The organism is Legionella adelaidensis (genome assembly GCF_900637865.1).
GTDB lineage: Bacteria > Pseudomonadota > Gammaproteobacteria > Legionellales > Legionellaceae > Legionella_A > Legionella_A adelaidensis.
On sequence record NZ_LR134418.1, the window covers coordinates 111,931 to 131,170 of the forward strand.

Sequence of the window (19,240 nt, forward strand, 5' to 3'; positions counted from 1 at the left end):
AAGGGTTTTGATTACTCCCGCGGTTTTAATCCGGTAGCAATAGGGGTAACCCCAATATTAGGGTTTACCCCACAATCATCCAAAATTTTTAATAAATTATTCCCACGCCTGGTCAAACGCTTAATACAGTATGTGTCTAAGTAGCTTTGTAATATATAGTTGTATTCGGGCAATGTAAGAATAGTTAGTATTTTTTCAGCACGTTGTAAATCAAGGGGAACGGTTGCATCGCAAGCTTGAAAAAGCACGCCGCCTAGCATTGCAGCGTAGCTTGCCTTCCTTAAAGGATTTGCCAAATAAAAACGTTGAATACATTCATCAAGGGAGCGATCTTTATCCCACTCTACCCACATATTATAAAGAGCGATTGCTTCATCATTAGAAAATTTTCCAAAACCTGCCAATTGTTGCATGGCATAAGCCACGGGTACTACGGCCTGCACATTTGCCCAAGAACAGTTGCCAGTTATTTGGGAGCTTATAGGCATGGTAGCAACAGGTATTAAGCCTAGGCGCTGATTGATGGTTTGGTGAAAGAAACGGCGTGGTTGCTTTTTATATAAAAAATCCTGTACGAAACTTAAATCAAATCCTTTGGGATTGGAAATACGATAAAGATTTACACTTCCTTCTTTAAGGCTATTTTCACCGCGGTCAATCTTTGCCCACCACTCTTGATAACGCACAAAACACATAGCATGACCACGACTAGCGGCGGGAAGAATCAACAAAGGTGACTGCATTAATGTATGTAAAGTATCTATTTGTGCTTCTGCAAAAGGAACTTGCCGCTGTAGTTTTAATAATTCTTCTGCACTATTAAAACTATCTATAATGGAATGCAAATAAGGAAAATATCTTCTCAGGTGGCGGGTAGAATAACTGCCCGTGAATCGTCTTAAAGCATCTTTTACTACTGCTACGGTAAACTCTAAAATAAAACCTTCATAATCCAGCTCTATGAATTCGTCTTTTGCAGTAACAATGTCTACGTCACCTTTTAATTCAAAACGATGGCCAAGTAATTTTGCATAGATAAAATCCAGCGCAAAGTCTAATTTAGCTCCATATTGATATAACAAGTGTTTTAACTCTTCTTGGCCGCGCAATACAGGATAAACTAAAATTGAAAGACCCGCGCGTGTATAAGCATTGGCATCAGCCCCGTGAACGAGTAATAAACGCGCCATATCCATATCATTATTATCAACCGCCCAATGCAAAGCAGTCCTGCCGGTCACATCAGGTTTATTAATTTCTACCCCACGGTTTATTAATAGTTCAGCAATGTGAACTTGTTTTGTAATAGCCGTTTCTATAAGCGGGGTAAAACCATACTCATCAATATCATCTAATGAGTCTCCAGCACGGACATAACGATCGAAGTCAGGTACGCGTCGGCTTAAGATGTCATTTGCTATACTCATGGTTGATTGGGTCTTGGAGCTGTGAATTTAGGCATATTACCTAGACGTAATTGTTTTTCCATTTCTTGCTCGCGCCGTTCATTATCAAATTCCCGTCTGGCATCGGTATTTAAAGGCGGAGCCGGGCTGACGTTTGGATCATAGCCATCGAGATCTTGCCTGTTTTCCAACTCAGGATGTGCAAGAATGTCATTTTGTAACTCTCCTTCTGGCGCCGGTTCGCGTTTTTCGGTGTGATCACGCGCATTGACCTTAACACCTAACTGTCTATGCCCTTGTTGCTCGTTAAGCCGACGCTCTCTTTCCATGGTATCGCTTTCGTCCACCAAAAAAGAGGTTTTAACAACTGTGGTACCATCTGGGAGTTGAATATCTGTAATACGCTTTATCATAATTTATATACCCAAGACACTTCTAAATACCAGGTTGTAGATTGGGGCCGCGAGGCCTGAGGAATCCTCCCATTTGGAAACAAGCCACCAAGCGGTCCAACTTTCTAAATGAAGGTTGGCGCCGCAGGCCCAACATTCATTAGCAAGATCGTTTGTTGGGCCTGGCGGCACCAACCTACAACTGCTCTAAAAATGAGAGGTTCATCAGGCCGTAAGACTTAACCTACATTACCTCAGTATCCTGTATTAGTATAAATCATAAATACTCTTTGTACAGAATTTCTGCAATTTGAATGGCATTGGTGGCTGCACCTTTGCGGATATTGTCAGCTACGACCCACATATTAAGACCTGTAGGATGAGTGATATCCTGTCTTATTCTACCCACGAAAACTTCATCATGCCCACTCGCATGCGTAATAGGGGTGGGATATTCCAATTTAGAGGGGTTGTCTATTACTTTTACTCCAGGAGCTTTTTTCAATAAGGCACGCGCATCATCAGAAGTCAACGGTGATTTTAGCTCCAAATGGATAGCTTCGGAATGCCCATACAATACAGGTACTCGTACTGTTGTAGGATTAACCATAAGACTGTCATCCTCCATAATTTTTTGTGTCTCCCAAACCATTTTCATTTCTTCACGGGTATACCCATTTGTTTGAAATTCATCAATATGTGGCAAAACGTTAAAAGCAATTTGTTTAGGGTAAACAGAGGAGGTAATTGGACGGCCATTTAATAATTCTGTCAGTTGCTTTACCAATTCATGAATAGCTTCTTTGCCGGTACCCGAAACCGCCTGATAGGTGGCAACGTTGATTCGAGAAATACCCACGGCATCATAAATGGGTTTTAAAGCGACAACCATTTGAATAGTTGAGCAATTAGGGTTAGCAATAATCCCTCTGTTGGTATAGTCAGCTATTCGGTGGGGATTTACCTCCGGAACCACCAAAGGAATATCCTCTTCATAACGAAAAGCGGAAGAGTTATCAACTACAATACACCCTGCCGCTGCTGCAATAGGCGCATATTGCTTGGAGACATCTCCTCCTGCGGAAAAAAGGGCAATATCCGCTTTAGAAAAATCGAACTCCGCTAAATCAAGAATGTCGTATTCTTTAGAGTTAAACTGAATAGTTTTACCCTTTGAGCGAGCACTAGCTAAAGGAAACAATTCCGCCACGGGGAAATTTCTTTCTTCTAAAACACTAATAAACGTTTCCCCAACAGCTCCTGTTGCTCCTACAATTGCTATATTAATTAATTTTGACATGTTTTATCCTCAATTCGTAGGTGGCTAAATTTGAGGTCCCTCATTCTTTATCTTACCTTGTCATTCTCGCGTAGGCGGGAATCCATTTCTATTATTTAAATTTGTACCAACTTAAAAATAGATTGCCGCCTACGCGGGAATGACATCTTTTATAGATGGAGATACCTCAGACCGCAAACCCAACATTATTTCATATTTTGGGCTTTATGACGCAAATAATGATCCATTAAAACAAGTCCCATCATCGCTTCTGCAATAGGCACCGCTCGAATTCCCACGCAGGGGTCGTGACGTCCCTTCGTTACAATCTCTCTTTCATTTTGATAGATATCTATGGTTTTTCCAGGTTTTATAATGCTTGAAGTTGGCTTTATCGCCATACTTACAATTACATCTTGACCTGTAGAAATCCCCCCTAAAATACCACCTGCATTATTAGATAAAAAACCCTTTTTAGTTAACTCATCGCGGTGTTCACTTCCTTTTTGCCGAACCACATCAAATCCAGCGCCAATTTCTACCCCTTTCACTGCATTAATCGACATCATTGCGTAAGCCAATGTAGCGTCAAGTTTATCGAATACGGGATCGCCCAAGCCCACAGGAACATTCCTTGCCAACACCCCTATTTTGGCACCTATCGAATCCCCCTCTCGACGTATGGCGTTTATATATTCTTCTAATTCAGAAATCTGATGCGCATTAGGGCAGAAAAAAGGATTGTTATTAATTTCCTTTTCACTTTCAAAAACAACTTCGATAGGCCCCATTTGCTGTAGATAACCCAGAATGGTTATATTTAAAAATTCTTTTAAATATAACCTGGCAATTGCGCCAGCAGCAACGCGAGCAGCAGTTTCTCTTGCTGAAGAGCGTCCACCGCCGCGATAATCGCGAATCCCATATTTCTGCTGATAGGTAAAGTCTGCATGACCGGGCCTATAGAGATCCTTTATTTCTTCATAATCGCGACTACGCGTATCGGTATTTTCAATTAGTAGAGTTATAGGCGTTCCCGTAGTCACACCCTCAAATACTCCCGAAAGAATTTGAACCTTATCTTCCTCGCGTCTTTGCGTCGTGTATTTAGATTGGCCAGGACGCCGTTTATCAAGAAAGGGTTGGATGCGGCTTTCGTCAAGTTTTAGCAAAGGAGGACAGCCATCAACGATACAACCAATGGCTTTGCCATGGCTCTCGCCGAAAGTGGTTACAGTGAACAATGTGCCAAAAGTGTTGCCGCTCATGCGAAGTAGTGGCCATACTCTTTTAATTGTTGGGCTGTTAGAAGAAACACTCCATGCCCCCCTTTTTCAAAGTCCAACCATGTGAACAGAACTTGTGGATATTTAGCGATAAGAGCCTCTTCGCTATTTCCTACTTCGACAACCAAAATACCTTCATCATTTAAATAGTTAACAGCATTTTTTAAAATCTGATCGACAATTGCCAATCCTTTCCCTTTCGCTTCCAAAGCAAGACGGGGTTCATGCAAATATTCTTGCGGTAATATTTGCATTTCATCCTGGCTCACATAGGGAGGGTTACTAACGATTAAATCGTATTTTTTTGGAGGAACATTTGTAAAACAATCAGATTGTATCAAATGAACGGTTTCTTCAACCCCATGCATTTCACAATTGATTTTGGCCACTTTTAAGGCATCTGCCGAGATGTCTACTGCATCAACCATCGCTTCCGGGAAAGCATGGGAACAGGCAATAGCAATACAACCGCTGCCGGTGCAAAGATCTAATATATTTTTTACATCTTTTTCAATCCAAGGTAAAAAATACTGTTTAATTAACTCAGCAATAGGCGATCTGGGAATGAGCACTCTTTTGTCAACGTAAAAAGGTAAATCGCAAAAATAGGCTCTATTCGTTATATACGGCACAGGAATACGCTCAATGATTCTCTGTTCCAGCCGATTACACAAAAGGTTTTTCTCTTCTGTTGTTAAGACGCTTTGCAAAAAAATCGGACCCAAATCGAAGGGTAAAAATAACGTTTCTAAAATCAAATGGAATAAATCATCATAGGCATTGTCCGTACCGTGACCAAAGTATATATTTTGGGCGTTGGCTTTGGAAATTCCAAAACGTAGAAAATCAATTATGGTATTAAATGTCTTGGTTTCATTTGCAAATGCTCCCGCCATTTTTTAATTCCTTTAAGATTCAGAATAAGTTAATTTGGGTTTACCTGTTATTTTAAATAACACCAGAAAAACAGCACTTAGTGCTAATCCCCCACAGGCTAACAACATAGGCAGTATGGCGCCAATTTGAGCAATTAGCCCTGTAAAAATAGAAGTTAACCCAAAGCAAAGAGCCATAATGGAGCCAGTAACTCCCATTACCCATCCTTGTTCTTTGTCTCCCACCTGGTCAGAAAAGATAGTTAACAAAACCGAATATGCAACGGATAGACTAATGCCAATAAGAAGGGTAGCTACCCAAGCCACCCATTGCTCTTTAGACAAGAGAGTTACCAAAACTAATAACGCAGTAGCCAATAAGCCATTAATTACTACATTAACATGAGAGTAACGCTGCGTTGCCCAATTTACAACATAACCACAACCTAAGCTAAATCCTAAACCCATAACCGCCAGGAAAAAAGAATTCAGCATTGCGGAATAGTGGTAAACCTCTAATAAATAGAGAGAGATAAACGAAAAATAATTAGACCAACCGAAAATCATAATTAATAGTACAATCGAATACTTCTTAATACCTGGATGCTTAAATGCTGAAATAAAAATATGTACTGCATGATGCCATTTAATTTTTATTTTTGTTTCATTACCTTTGGCAAAAGTTTCTTCAAATGACCAATGCAATAAGAACGCATTTAACAAAGACAATAGAGCTGCAAAATACATTGGCGTATCAAAATTAAACCAGGAAACTAATTGAGAATTGGAAAGCAACCCACCAAAAATAGGTCCAAATACAAACCCCAAGGAGACCGCGAGTAAAATAAATCCAATATTACGGGCTTTATTTTCTTCAGTACTTACGTCTACGATAGCAGCTTGAGCAATCGGTTGGCTCCCGGCAGTAAAGCCGGCGATAATACGTCCGAGGAGAAGAAAACTAAAGCTGTGAAATAACACCGCAATGGCGGATAAGAAATATCCTATAAACGACCCAATTAAACAAATCATTAACGAGCGTTTCCTACCAATATTGTCGGATAAATCCCCTAAAATAGCAGCTCCGAAAAACCAGCAAATCATAAAGATGCCGATAGTTAACCCATATAAAAAATCGCGGGTATTGATACTCATATCAACCGGTAAAAAACCCGCTTGAGGCTCGATTAAAATGGAATTTAGAATAGGGAAAAGCAAGCCTAATCCCATCCCATCAATGAATAATACTAAAAATAATGGCAACAGAGACGCGAGGGATTTTTGCGACTTCATATAGAAACCTTATGAAAAAATTTTAAAAGAAAAAGGGGACTATTTTAGCATATTTTTAAATATGGAACAGAGAAGGGTTATACTTAAATAAATTGTTTTATCCGTAATAAATATGGCAAATGAAGTATCTGATGAAGATAAAAAACTCTTCCGTAGCACCGTAGCGAATTTAAAAATACCAAATAAAGAAGACTCTACTGGAAAACCCGATGTAATCCCTAAGCCTGATATTTCCAGAAAATATGGACTCAGCCACACTATTTTTGAAGAAGTTGGCCCTGAAACAATTTTAAGCTATTGCGAACCAGATATACCTGCTAATCGTTTTCAAGAATTGAAATCAGGCAAAATCAAATGGGAAGCAAAGATGGATTTACACGGCGTTCGTTTTGAAACAGCCGCCGACACATTATGCCATTTGATTGAAGCGTATAGTGATATGAATAAGCGCTTGATTCTGGTTATTCATGGTAAAGGGGGTCGACATGGCGATCTCCCCTTGCTAAAAAATTATGTCAATCAATGGTTACGGCAACTTCCCCAAGTCATTGCTTTTCATAGTGCTTTACCACGTGATGGAGGCACGGGGGCTTTATATGTGTTATTGAGGAAAAATAGAAAATAGCTGTACGTAACGAGGAGTAGCTTAATGCAGCGCTAGCGAAATCAATGCTACCTCTTCACTTAGTCACACGAAGAGAGTAATTAGTGATTACAGATAGCATGAGAACATTGAATTTCTCTAGATAAACCCTTACCATTTGCACTAAATAATCAGCCTTATTATTATGAGTAAAAAAGTTATCATCATTGGGATTGCCGGCCCTTCTGCCTCCGGTAAAAGTCTGTTAGCCAATACCATTGTTAATGAACTTGGCTCTGATCAAGTAGTAGTTATTTCCGAGGATTCCTATTATAAAGATAATAGCCATTTACCTATGGCGGAAAGAGAAAAAATTAATTTTGATCACCCTGATGCTTTTGACCATGCTTTGCTTTGTGAGCATTTAAAACAATTGCAGCGCGGCCACTCTATCGAAGTACCAATATATTCCCACTCCAAACATATTAGGATGCCAGAAACCCGTACGGTGGGTGGGCATGCAATTATTGTATTAGAAGGGATCCTGCTTTTTAGTGATAAAACATTACGGGAGTTAATGGATATTCGTATCTTTATGTCCGCTCCTTTGGATGTGTGCCTAAGCCGCCGGTTGATGCGTGATGTTGTGGAGCGAAACCGTTCTTTCGAATCAGTATTGCACCAATATGAGACAACGGTTAGACCTATGTATTTACAATTTATTGAACCGTCCAGCCGATACGCAGATATAATTGTTCCTCGCGGAGGTGAGAATCGGATTGCCATTGACATGATTCAAGCCAAAATGCGTGAACTATTAGCTTCACATAAATGAGGAGACCTATTGTGGGATTTTTAAGCGGAAAAAAAGCACTAATCGTAGGCTTGGCGAGTAATCGTTCCATTGCCTATGGAATTGCTAAGGCTTTTCATGAGCAAGGTGCTGAGTTAGCTTTTACTTATCAAAATGAAAAATTAAAAGAACGTGTTGAGAACATGGCGGCAGAATTTGGATCCCGTTTAACTTTTCCTTGTGATGTAGCCAGCGATCTAGAAATTCAATCGGTATTTGAGCAGTTAGGCAGTAAATGGAATAAACTCGATATAGTCATCCATTCTGTCGCTTTTGCACCCCAAGATCAAATTGGTGGGGATTATGTAGAAAACGCTTCCCGTGAAGGCTTTCGTATTGCCCACGACATCAGCGCTTATAGTTTAGTGGCTCTGGCAAAAGCAGCTTTACCATTAATGAAAGATACCAAGGGCTCCTTGCTTACCCTTAGTTATTATGGAGCAGAAAAAGCCGTCCCAAATTACAATGTTATGGGTATTGCAAAAGCCAGTTTAGAAGCGGCTGTGCGCTATTTAGCAGCAAGCTTGGGACCCAAAGGGTTGCGTATTAACGCCATTTCTGCAGGACCAATAAAAACATTAGCAGCAGCTGGGATTAAAGATTTTCGTAAAATACAAGCAGCCTATGCAAATATTACCCCATTAAAACGCAATATTACCGCCGAGGAAGTAGGTAATGCAGCAGCGTTTCTTTGCTCTGACTTGGCTTCAGGAATTACCGGGGAAGTAGTGCATGTCGATGCAGGCTATCACGCGGTGTCCAATGTGGATTTAGATGAGTGATAATTAACTCGATACTTTTTTCTAAATAAATAAAAATCCCCCTAATGGGGGATTTTTATTCAAACTTATATGCCGAAACGCGAATCCGCAGGAGGCGCGGAGGGTACAGAATAGGGATTATATGCTGGCGGTTGCCCATATGCAGCAGGGTAAGCCGTGTAGCTGGAGACAACATCATATTTACGGCAGTCAAAGGATAAATCGCCTACTTTCACTTCATCTAAATCCCCTGATTTCAGCTTACGAATAGTATCCATATTTTTTTTTGTAACCTGAGTACGCCAGCTCCACAAACGGTGCATAGGTTGCTCTTCAGACATCTCTGCGCGCAGGGCAATTATTGCCAATTTTACTGCCACCGGGTTTATTCTTTTTTCTTCGAGAGCCTCTTCTTGTGATGGTGAAATTATATAACGATACGGATCGTTAGCATCCAATGCATCAGGGTTGCTATTTTTTAGCATTTTTTGTTGGATAAGGGTAAATATAAAGGTTGCGGCTGCGGTGCCTAGAATGCTACAACAAACAACTCCAAACATAGCAGCACTTAAGGGGTTTGCCATTCCGAGGCTAATTGCCAAGGTCGAAAGCGGAGAAGTCAGGAAGGCAGAACAAAACCAAGAGGAGGCAAACGCAAAAGCCGCCATACTACACATAGAGGTTGCCGCCTGAAACCAACCCTCATTATAGGTAAATCGCTCCATATTATGCGATATCTCTTTAAGAAGATAATAAACTGCAATCCCCGTAGCAGCTACCGCAAATAATACGAGCCCAAGGATTGCCAAGCTCGCAAACATATCATTTTTTTTCTTATCGTCATTCGAAGTATTACTAGATCGATCTATCACTACTACAGGAGGATAATAAGGAATAGGACGAGGGGTAAAAAAAATAAAATCATCCCAACGTGATAAAGAAGATTGATAATAATTATTTATTTGTACTGACGATGTCACAGGTTGGTAGGAGAGCATGGAAGAAGGCATAGTCTCTTCTTTAAGCGTTCTTCCAGCTGGAGTCGCTTTGGCAAATACTTCAACTGCATTATATAAATTGGCATATTCCGTCTCTTTTATGCCAGGAAATCTACGCTCTCCAAGCAGTGTATTTACCGCTGCAAAGAGCTCCTGCCTGATTTGCCAGTACTCGTTAATACCTCTCTCTCTACAATATTGATAATGGCGTAATAAGCCATAATACAGATCTTTATATTGCTTATCGGTTAATTTCCCAGCCATTGTTACTCCTAGAGTTAAAACGTTGTGCAGATTGTACTATTTGACTATTATTTTTTCAAGTATGGAAGAAAGTAGGTTGGGCCGTCAGGCCCAACAAGAGATGGTGAACAGATTGTTGGGCCTGGCGGCCCAACCTACGTAAATCAGAGAAAAACAGCTTATGGCTTATCTATCTTCGCCTTGGCAATCAACGAATGAATGTACAAGTCATAATCTAAAATACCGTATGTAGCTTCAATTTGCTGAGTAATACTCGCTTTTTGCTCATCATCCAGATTTTCTACCTGGCCATCATTAATTTGTCTTAATTGAACGATAACATAATCACCGTTATCCAAATTACTGCCGGCAGTTTCCCCTGCTCTTGGCAAATTGAATGCAAGTTCGTTTATCATTTCAATCTCATGGTCTACTCCCTCTCGGGACGACTTAGTAACTTCTCGCCACTGTAAATTATTTTCTGCAATAATTTTTTCGCGGGTAGCAGGGTCATTTCCAGCTTTAAGCCATTCTTCTCCCACTTTTTTAGCAGCTAAAGCAGCTTTTTGCTTGGCAAGCAGATCGAAGATAGCAGCGTTTACTTCGGGAAGACTTTTTTCTGTAACGGGAACATGTCGGTTAACCCGTAAAACCACAACGTTATCATTATCAACTTGAATAGGTGCGCTATTATTGCCCATTTCTAAAACATCTTGACTGAAAGCTGCATTAATAACTTGCTTGTTCTTTGTAAACTCGTTTTCCCCGCCCTCACGTGAAAAAGGCTGTGAATGCTCTATGATGAGATTTAAAGCTTCAGCTACAGGTGTTAAAGAGTCAGGAGATTGATAGCTAAGATCAGCCATTTGCTCTAGAGCTTGTGAATATTGTGTTTGCGCAAGCTCATTCAAAAGCTCATCTTTAATTTGATCTTGCACTTCTGCCAAAGGTTTAACAACAGCCGGCTTATAATCCACTACTTTAAAAATTTCATAACCATGTTGCGACTTAACAGGGGTCGAAATCTCGCCAGGCTTGGTTAAATCCAGTAAAACTTTGTCAAATTCAGATTGTCCAGCAGTAATCCAAGGAAGAATACCTTTATTTCGTGCAGATATTTTGTCATCAGACAATGCTAAAACTTTTTCCTCAAAAACGCCGGGGTCTTTTTGTAATTCTTCAAAGACCTTATCCGCTTTTTCTTTTGCCTTTGCTTGCTCTTCAGGCGAAGCATTAACAGGCGTGGAAAATAATATATGCGCCACTTGCCATTGTGCAGGGGTTAAGTAGTTGCTTTGATTTTCCTCATAGTAGCGATTAATTTGTTCGTCCGTAACCGAAAGTTTTGCTCTCAAGCCTTGCATAGACAAACTTACATAATCAACGCTCACCATTTCAGGGGTTAAAAATTCCTGTTTGTTTTTAACATAATAATCTTTAATTTCTTCTTCACTCACCGACACTTGTTTAATGAATGGAAAAGCAGGAATAGTCAGGTAACTATAATCTCTTGTTTGCAAATACAATCTAACAAATCGTTTAATTTCCGAGGGTAAAGCGAAAGCCGTGCCGATAAATGCAAAACGTTGCTGGTTAAGCAGCATGCCCTGCTGGATTTCTTTTTGAAAAGTTTCCGGCGTATAAAAAGCGCCACTTAGTGCTTGCTGATAACGATCTGCAGAGAAATGCCCATCTTCTTGGAACTGCGGAATACCAAAAATAGCAGCGTCGGCTTGATTAGGACTCACTTCAAAGCCATTAGCACGCGCAGCTTGCAGACTCACGGTTGTGGCAACCATATTATCAAGAACCTGGTTTTTTAAGTTGTTCTCATTGGCAGCCGTAATTTGTGCGGGATCACGCATTTGGCGAGTGCGTCGGTACTGCAATTCAAAAGAATCTTTGGATATAGCCTGGCCATTTACCTCAATTTGGGTATTGGAGTTTTGGCGAGATTGCATATAGTAATCAATACCGAATAACGTAAACGTGACTGCGATTAGTATTATTACTACCCAAGCCACAACACCTTGAATACGTTCATTTAACTTCTGCAACATATGAGGAGTTCCATTTATTGATATACACTCTTTGGAGTCATGTATTATATACGGTACGTATATAAAGTCGATTCCCTCAAATACCACATCTCCATTTGACGAGTATTGATTATCTTGGTAAAAAAAACGCGCCAGTTAGGCGCGCTTTGTGCTGGCGGAGTGGACGGGACTCGAACCCGCGACCCCCGGCGTGACAGGCCGATATTCTAACCAGCTGAACTACCACTCCAATTCATGGTGGGTGCTGCAGGGATCGAACCTGCGACCCTCGCCTTGTAAGGGCGATGCTCTCCCAGCTGAGCTAAGCACCCAGAAAATTACTTCTGTACAGCTTCTTTTAGTTTTTTGCCAGCTCTAAACTTGGCAACACGTGAAGCTGGAATCTGAATAGCCTTTCCTGTCTGCGGATTACGTCCGGTACGCGCAGAGCGGTTACCAGTTGAGAAAGATCCGAATCCTGGTAAAACAACTTGATCGCCACGTTTCAGCACATCTGTAATAGTTGCCATAAATGTATCTAGCACTCTATTAGCATCTGCTTTTGTTACTCCTGAACCATTAGCGATGGCTTCAACCAATTCACTTTTATTCATCATTTCCCCTTTGCTGATTATTCATCCTTTTCCGGAGCTGATTAAATCAGATTCATCCGCTCTAGTCAAGCTTGTTACTTCCTTGAGAGCCCGCCAGTAGCGGGCAACGACGAGAAATATACCCGTTATTCAGAGGCGTGTAAATCCTTATTTCCGTTTTTTTTTGCACTTTGCTCCGGAAAAGTAGAAATTACAGTAGGCTCATGAACCAACGGACTTTTTTGCAGCGCTATTTGTAATACCTGTTCTATATTTTTTACGGGATGAATTGTTAGTTTTTTCAAGACGTTATCTGGAATTTCCACCAAATCCTTTTTATTTTCCTCAGGAATGATGACATGTTTGATTCCTCCGCGATGCGCAGCTAATAACTTTTCTTTTAAACCGCCAATTGGAAGAACTTGCCCACGTAAAGTTATTTCACCTGTCATTGCCACATCAGCACGGACGGGGATTTGCGTTATTACGGAGACTAAAGCCGTACACATTCCTATTCCTGCGCTAGGCCCATCTTTAGGTGTCGCACCTTCGGGTACGTGCACGTGGAAATCTTGTTTCTCGAAGAAATCCTCCGCTAAATCAAAGAGCTTTGCCCGACTTCTTACTACAGTCATAGCGGCATGAATAGATTCCTGCATCACCTCACCTAATTGGCCGGTATGCAAGGTTTTACCTTTTCCTGGCATCATAGAGGCTTCAATCGTTAGAAGCTCGCCGCCTACACTAGTCCATGCAAGTCCTGTGACTTGGCCGACTTGATCAAACTGCTCAGCCAAACCATAGCGAAACTTTTCCACCCCTAAGAATTTTTCAATATTATTTTTGCCCACCACTATTTTACGCTTCTTGTTATGGGTCAAAATATCTTTGACTACTTTCCGGCAAATATGCGCTATCTCACGTTCTAAATTTCGAACACCGGCTTCACGTGTGTAGTGACGTATAATTTCGTGTATCGCACCACTGGTTATATCTATTTCTTCCGTTTTTAAGCCATTTAATGACTGTTGTTTGGGAACCAGATAATTTTCAGCGATATGAACTTTTTCATCTTCGGTATATCCGGCCAAACGAATAACTTCCATACGATCCAGTAAGGGAGCAGGTATTTCAAGCGAGTTAGCGGTAGCAATAAACATTACATCGCTTAAATCATAGTTTACTTCCAAATAGTGATCATTGAAGGTATGGTTTTGTTCCGGATCGAGTACTTCCAATAGTGCAGAAGCAGGATCGCCACGAAAATCCATAGCCATTTTGTCCACTTCATCGAGCATAATAAGAGGATTTTTCACCTTCGCCTTGCAAAGCTTTTGTATAATCTTGCCAGGCATGGAGCCAATATAGGTACGGCGATGGCCACGAATTTCGGCCTCGTCTCTAACGCCTCCTAATGCAATGCGGATAAAGGTTCGGCCTGTAGCGTTGGCAATGGATTGTCCTAATGATGTTTTTCCTACACCTGGGGGCCCTACCAAACACAAAATAGGCCCTTTAATACGTTTTACGCGCTGTTGTACAGCGAGGTACTCAAGAATACGCTCTTTTACTTTCTCTAAACCGTAGTGGTCTTTATCTAATATTTTTTCCGCTTTACGTAAATCAAATTGAATTTTGGATTTCTTTTTCCACGGTACACAAAGCATCCAATCTAAATAGTTGCGAATGACTGTCGCCTCGGCAGACATAGGTGACATCATTTTTAATTTTTGCAATTCAGAAAGCGCTTTTTCCTTGGCTTCTTTAGGCATTCCTGCTTTGATAATTGATTTCTCTAGCTGCTCGATTTCATTACCTTCTTCACCCATGTCCCCCAGTTCTTTTTGAATGGCCTTCATTTGCTCATTGAGGTAATACTCGCGCTGGCTTTTTTCCATTTGACGTTTCACCCGACCTCTCACGCGTTTTTCTACTTGTAAAAGATCGATTTCTGTTTCAATAACCGCCATTAATTTTTCTAAACGCGCACCAACGTCCAATGTTTCTAATAATATCTGTTTATCCTCAACCTTAAGGGTTAAGTGAGCCGCAATGGTATCCGCCAAACGCCCGGGCTCTTCAATCACAGCCATGGAACTCAGTACTTCGGGTGGGATTTTTTTATTTAATTTTATATATTGTTCAAACTGAGACATGATAGAACGCATTAAAATCTCAATTTCAACTTGTTTTAAAGCGTCGCTTACTTCCTCAATAGGTTCCAGATTGGCGGTAATATAATTTTGAGATTGGTGATACTCTTTCACCCGCGCCCTACGCTCGCCTTCGACAAGTACTTTTACTGTTCCATCAGGTAATTTTAGTAATTGCAGAACACTTGAAATAGTACCTAAATCAAAAATATCTGCAGGGGTGGGATCATCATGCGCAGATTTTCTTTGGGCAACTAAAAATATTTGTTTATTGTTTATCATAGCCGCTTCTAAAGCACGGATTGATTTTTCGCGGCCTACAAACAAGGGAATAACCATATGTGGATAAACCACCACATCTCGTAGTGGTAAAACAGGTAAATTATCTAATGATTCTTTATTTTGTAGCGTCAACTCATTCTCAGACATTATGATCCCTTTCAACTAAAATGCGGACGTGAAACTTTTTGTTGCAAACTATTTTTTGAGGTACTGACTAATTTAATTACTCAGTACCACTAGCCACGGATTGCTCGTCTTGATAAATCAAGAGAGGTTTTGCAGCATTGTTAACAACATTCTCATCAACAACAACTTTATGAACACCTTCCAAGGAAGGTAATTCATACATGGTGTCTAAAAGAATATTTTCAAGGATGGACCGTAAACCACGAGCACCAATCTTCCTGGAAAGTGCTTTTTTAGCGATAAGTCGAAGCGCATCTTCACGAAATTCAAGCTCCACATTTTCCATTTTAAAAAGAGCAAGAAATTGCTTGGTGAGTGCGTTCTTAGGCTGTGTAAGAATGGCCACAAGGGCATCTTCATTTAATTCATGTAGCGAGGTAACAACCGGGAGACGGCCAACAAACTCAGGTATGAGACCATATTTTACCAAATCTTCAGACTCTAGTGAGTCCATTACTTTTTCAAGATCTGCCCCGTCTTTTTTATTTTTTAACTCTGCGGAAAAGCCAATACCTGACTTATCACTTCGATCTCTTATTACTTTCTCAAGTCCTGCAAAAGCCCCACCGCAAATAAATAAAATATTAGAAGTGTCTACTTGTAAAAATTCCTGTTGAGGATGTTTTCTGCCACCTTGTGGAGGAACGGAGGCAATTGTCCCTTCAATTAGTTTCAATAAAGCTTGTTGGACGCCTTCGCCGGATACATCCCGAGTAATTGAGGGGTTATCTGATTTTCTAGAAATTTTATCAATTTCGTCAATATAAACAATTCCCCGTTGGGCTTTTTCAATATCGTAATCACATTTCTGTAATAATTTTTGAATGATATTTTCAACATCTTCACCAACGTACCCTGCTTCTGTAAGCGTAGTCGCATCAGCCATTGCAAAAGGAACATTTAATAACCTGGCTAATGTTTGCGCAAGTAAAGTTTTACCACTACCCGTAGGACCGATAAGAAGGATATTGCTTTTACCTAACTCCAAGCCTTCTTCACTTTTATGTTGCATACGTTTGTAGTGATTGTATACCGCTACCGATAAAACTTTTTTTGCATGGGGTTGACCAATAACATATTCGTCAAGAAAAGCTGCGATTTCTTTTGGTGTGGGCAGGTGGGTTTCAGTCTCTTCATGAACTTCTTGGGTTTCTTCCCGGATTATATCATTGCATAATTCAACACATTCATCGCAGACAAAAACAGAAGGTCCAGCAATTAATTTTTTTACTTCATGCTGGCTTTTACCACAAAAGGAACAGTATAAAACTTTCTCTTCATTGCCGTTTCCGGTTTTACTCATCTACTAAACCCCTTTTTTACTAAAACATCTCTTTTAGTAAAATTTTAGTCAATTAGAAATTAATCGCCAGTTTAACATTCGGCTCTCATCTTCGAACCTTTCCGTGGATTTAAAATCCCACTCCTTCATGGCTTTGCGCGCGGTTAAACAAAATCGTTAGTTTCAGCCCCACTCTTCGTTAAGATTGAAACCCTGGTTGCAAGCAACCAGGCTACGAATAAATTTCCGCTTACGCAGGAATGACAGTCATTAAAAAGTAATGGTCCTTAGCTCTGGCCCAACCTACTTTCTATTTCTCATCCCTATCGTATAACACTTTGTCGATTAATCCATATTCAGCGGCTTGAGTAGCACTCATAAAATTATCGCGTTCCGTATCTATCATTATTTTATCAGGTGTTTTTCCTGTGTGCTTGGCCATAATACTATTTAACCTTTCTCTTACTGCTAAGGTTTCACGAGCATGGATCTCAATATCGGTTGCCTGGCCTCGATAGCCCCCTAGAGGCTGGTGAATCATAACGCGTGAGTTAGGTAAACAATAGCGTTTGCCCGCAGCACCCGCGCATAATAATAAAGCAGCTGCGCTAGCTGCCTGGCCTACACAGAGAGTACTTACATCAGGTTTTATAAATTGCATTGTATCATAAATAGCAAGGCCAGCCGTGACCACTCCACCTGGTGAATTTATATACAATGAAATATCTTTCTCGGGGTTCTCAGACTCTAAAAATAGCAACTGAGCAACGACTAAATTAGCCATATGATCTTCTACTTCACCCAATAAAAAGATAATTCTCTCTTTGAGAAGACGTGAGTAGATATCATACGAGCGTTCACCTCTTGCTGTTTGTTCAATCACCATAGGAACTAGATGACTGGCATTTCTTATCTGTTCAGAGTAACCCCGCATGTTTAAGCTCCTTTCTCTTCTTTGTCCTTTTTACTTTCTTTTTTACTTTCTTTCTTGCTGCTCTTTTCCTTTTCTTCTTCTTTCTCTTGCTTAGGATTCATAACATCCTGGTATTTCATTGTTTTCTTGCTTACTTTTGCATTTTCAAGAATTTTATCAGAAACAATTTCTTCCATAACCAAAGCTTCTACTTCGGCCATTCTTTCCTTATTGCCTCTATACCACTCTCGTAATTCTTCGGGGCTTTCGTAAGCACCAGCAAACTTGTCAATCATCCCATTAACGCGATCTTTGTCGGCTACGAGTTGATGTTTTTTAACATATTCAGAGAATAATAGACCTAGATGAACACGTCGCGTTGCTTGTTCCTCAAACATTGAGCGTGGGAAATCAGGAATCTTCTCATGATCATGATGTTCTGGACCAAATATACGATGAAACATTTCATGTTTCAGGTGTTCAATTTCTTGGTTTACTAACGAATTGGGTATTTCAAAAGCATTTTTTTCTAGCAGTTTATCAAATATTTTTTCTCTGTTTAAAGAGCTTACACGTCTTTCCAATTCGCGCGTCATATTGTCATTAATATCTTTCTTAAGCGCGTCCATACCGCCTTTGATATTAAATTTTTCAGCAAAAGAATCGTCCAACGCCGGTAATTTTCCTTCCATTACTTTAGTAACAGTTACTTTAAAAGTGGCGTCTTTACCTGCTAACTCTTGCGCCCCATATTCTTTTGGAAATGTCACTTTCAGATCGAATTCCTTATCTTTTTGAGCGCCAATTAAACCTTCTTCAAAACCGGGGATCATATTTTTGGAGCCAATAACAATTTCAAAATCATTGGCTTTACCGCCTTCAAAGGGTTCATCATTTATAAAACCTTCAAAATTAGCAATAACTTTATCGCCTTCTTTTACTTTACGTGAAACTTCATGCCAGTCTTTATTTTGTTCCCGTAATTTTTCGATCATTTCATTTACATCACTGTCTTTTACTTCACAGGATATGATTTCAACTTTATCTTGATCTAACTCATTTATGTTAATTTCGGGGAACACTTCAAAAGTCGCACTGTATTTAAAATCTTTCCCTTCTTCCAATTGTTCTGGTTCGATAGAAGGATAACCTACCGGAACTAATTTTTTTTGTTCCATTGCTTCACTTAATGTGGATTGCACCATATCCCGCGCAACTTCTTGACGCACGCCATCTGAATAACGTTTTTTAATAACGGGGAAAGGGGCTTTACCTGGTCTAAAACCATCTACTTTAACCTTGCGAGCTAGATTTTTGAGGCGCAGGCTCACTTCTTCCTCTACTTTTTCGGTAGGTACCGAAATGGTCACTTTACGTTCTAAACCTTTTAAAGTCTCAACCGAAACTTGCATCAAATCACCTCATTTAAATAGATGTTTTTATGAATGGTGCGAAAGGAGAGACTCGAACTCTCACGGGTTACCCCACTGGAACCTAAATCCAGCGCGTCTACCAGTTCCGCCACTTTCGCAAACAGGGTGGAATTATTAAACAGTATAATTGTCTTGTAAAGACTCAGGATGAATCGAGAAGTAAGACAATTCATAATTTTTGATTTACTGGGGTGAACGATGGGACTCGAACCCACGACAACCGGGATCACAACCCGGGGCTCTACCAACTGAGCTACGCCCACCATAACTATTACCATAATAAGAGAATACCGCACTCGACGTGTATTGGCACGCCCGGCAGGATTCGAACCTGCTACCCTCGGCTTAGAAGGCCGATGCTCTATCCAGATGAGCTACGGGCGCAATTAA

General features: G+C 40.4%; 16 protein-coding genes and 5 tRNA genes. 3 read left to right on the top strand and 18 right to left on the bottom strand.

The features are described from left to right. Positions 1-11 precede the first annotated feature (11 nt). The 6 genes from ankH to EL206_RS01705 form a co-directional block, all read right to left on the bottom strand. On the bottom strand, positions 12-1,427 hold the full coding sequence (ankH, locus tag EL206_RS01680) for a Dot/Icm T4SS effector AnkH/LegA3 (RefSeq protein ID WP_058461218.1): 1,416 nt from the start codon (positions 1,425-1,427) through the stop codon (positions 12-14). Next, positions 1,424-1,819, bottom strand: coding sequence for a hypothetical protein (locus EL206_RS01685; protein ID WP_058461217.1), 396 nt, complete (start codon positions 1,817-1,819; stop codon positions 1,424-1,426). Before EL206_RS01685 ends, ankH begins: the two co-directional genes overlap by 4 nt. Positions 1,820-2,075: 256 nt before the next feature. Continuing rightward, positions 2,076-3,098: an aspartate-semialdehyde dehydrogenase gene (locus EL206_RS01690; RefSeq protein WP_058461216.1), complete on the bottom strand. Its 1,023-nt coding sequence runs from the start codon at positions 3,096-3,098 to the stop codon at positions 2,076-2,078. A gap of 185 nt (positions 3,099-3,283) precedes the next feature. Beyond that, the gene (gene aroC / locus EL206_RS01695) at positions 3,284-4,345 is read right to left on the bottom strand and encodes a chorismate synthase (RefSeq protein ID WP_058461215.1); all 1,062 of its coding nucleotides are present in this window, start codon (positions 4,343-4,345) and stop codon (positions 3,284-3,286) included. Further along, positions 4,342-5,259: a 50S ribosomal protein L3 N(5)-glutamine methyltransferase gene (gene prmB / locus EL206_RS01700; protein ID WP_058461214.1), complete on the bottom strand. Its 918-nt coding sequence runs from the start codon at positions 5,257-5,259 to the stop codon at positions 4,342-4,344. The genes aroC and prmB overlap by 4 nt, the downstream gene beginning before the upstream one ends. Before the next feature lie 12 nt (positions 5,260-5,271). Then, on the bottom strand, positions 5,272-6,531 hold the full coding sequence (locus EL206_RS01705; RefSeq protein WP_058461213.1) for an MFS transporter: 1,260 nt from the start codon (positions 6,529-6,531) through the stop codon (positions 5,272-5,274). 112 nt (positions 6,532-6,643) lie between these two features. Between EL206_RS01705 and EL206_RS01710 the strand changes: the two genes are divergently transcribed. The 3 genes from EL206_RS01710 to EL206_RS01720 all read left to right on the top strand — a co-directional run bounded on the left by EL206_RS01710 (position 6,644) and on the right by EL206_RS01720 (position 8,749). Beyond that, complete coding sequence (locus EL206_RS01710) at positions 6,644-7,156, top strand: Smr/MutS family protein (RefSeq protein WP_058461212.1); 513 nt, start codon at positions 6,644-6,646, stop codon at positions 7,154-7,156. 163 nt (positions 7,157-7,319) lie between these two features. After that, entirely contained in the window at positions 7,320-7,949 is a 630-nt protein-coding gene (udk, locus tag EL206_RS01715; protein WP_058461211.1) for a uridine kinase, read from the top strand. After that, positions 7,946-8,749 carry an enoyl-ACP reductase FabI gene (locus tag EL206_RS01720; protein ID WP_131739660.1) on the top strand — a complete coding sequence of 268 codons (804 nt, stop codon included), beginning with the start codon at positions 7,946-7,948 and terminating at the stop codon, positions 8,747-8,749. The genes udk and EL206_RS01720 overlap by 4 nt, the downstream gene beginning before the upstream one ends. A gap of 65 nt (positions 8,750-8,814) precedes the next feature. Here EL206_RS01720 and EL206_RS01725 read toward each other — a convergent pair whose 3' ends face one another. The 12 genes from EL206_RS01725 to EL206_RS01780 all read right to left on the bottom strand — a co-directional run bounded on the left by EL206_RS01725 (position 8,815) and on the right by EL206_RS01780 (position 19,234). Continuing rightward, a complete protein-coding gene (locus EL206_RS01725) occupies positions 8,815-9,990 on the bottom strand; it encodes a hypothetical protein (protein ID WP_058461209.1) in 1,176 nt (391 codons plus the stop codon). A gap of 158 nt (positions 9,991-10,148) precedes the next feature. Further along, complete coding sequence (locus EL206_RS01730) at positions 10,149-12,029, bottom strand: SurA N-terminal domain-containing protein (protein ID WP_058461208.1); 1,881 nt, start codon at positions 12,027-12,029, stop codon at positions 10,149-10,151. Positions 12,030-12,181: 152 nt separating this feature from the next. Next, positions 12,182-12,258: transfer RNA gene (locus EL206_RS01735), tRNA-Asp, on the bottom strand. A gap of 6 nt (positions 12,259-12,264) precedes the next feature. Further along, positions 12,265-12,340 (bottom strand) — tRNA-Val (locus EL206_RS01740). Between the two features lie 6 nt (positions 12,341-12,346). Next, positions 12,347-12,622: an HU family DNA-binding protein gene (locus EL206_RS01745; protein ID WP_058461207.1), complete on the bottom strand. Its 276-nt coding sequence runs from the start codon at positions 12,620-12,622 to the stop codon at positions 12,347-12,349. Between the two features lie 125 nt (positions 12,623-12,747). Beyond that, a complete protein-coding gene (gene lon / locus EL206_RS01750) occupies positions 12,748-15,183 on the bottom strand; it encodes an endopeptidase La (RefSeq protein ID WP_058461206.1) in 2,436 nt (811 codons plus the stop codon). A 76-nt stretch (positions 15,184-15,259) separates the two neighbouring features. Next, on the bottom strand, positions 15,260-16,525 hold the full coding sequence (gene clpX, locus EL206_RS01755; RefSeq protein ID WP_058461205.1) for an ATP-dependent Clp protease ATP-binding subunit ClpX: 1,266 nt from the start codon (positions 16,523-16,525) through the stop codon (positions 15,260-15,262). A 289-nt stretch (positions 16,526-16,814) separates the two neighbouring features. After that, positions 16,815-17,438 (bottom strand): ATP-dependent Clp endopeptidase proteolytic subunit ClpP, encoded by a 624-nt coding sequence (clpP, locus tag EL206_RS01760; protein ID WP_058461204.1) that lies wholly within the window; start codon positions 17,436-17,438, stop codon positions 16,815-16,817. A 2-nt stretch (positions 17,439-17,440) separates the two neighbouring features. Then, positions 17,441-18,829: a trigger factor gene (tig, locus tag EL206_RS01765; protein WP_058461203.1), complete on the bottom strand. Its 1,389-nt coding sequence runs from the start codon at positions 18,827-18,829 to the stop codon at positions 17,441-17,443. Positions 18,830-18,863: 34 nt separating this feature from the next. After that, positions 18,864-18,948: transfer RNA gene (locus tag EL206_RS01770), tRNA-Leu, on the bottom strand. An 89-nt stretch (positions 18,949-19,037) separates the two neighbouring features. Continuing rightward, positions 19,038-19,113, bottom strand: a tRNA-His gene (locus tag EL206_RS01775). 44 nt (positions 19,114-19,157) lie between these two features. Further along, positions 19,158-19,234: transfer RNA gene (locus EL206_RS01780), tRNA-Arg, on the bottom strand. Positions 19,235-19,240: the final 6 nt, after the last annotated feature.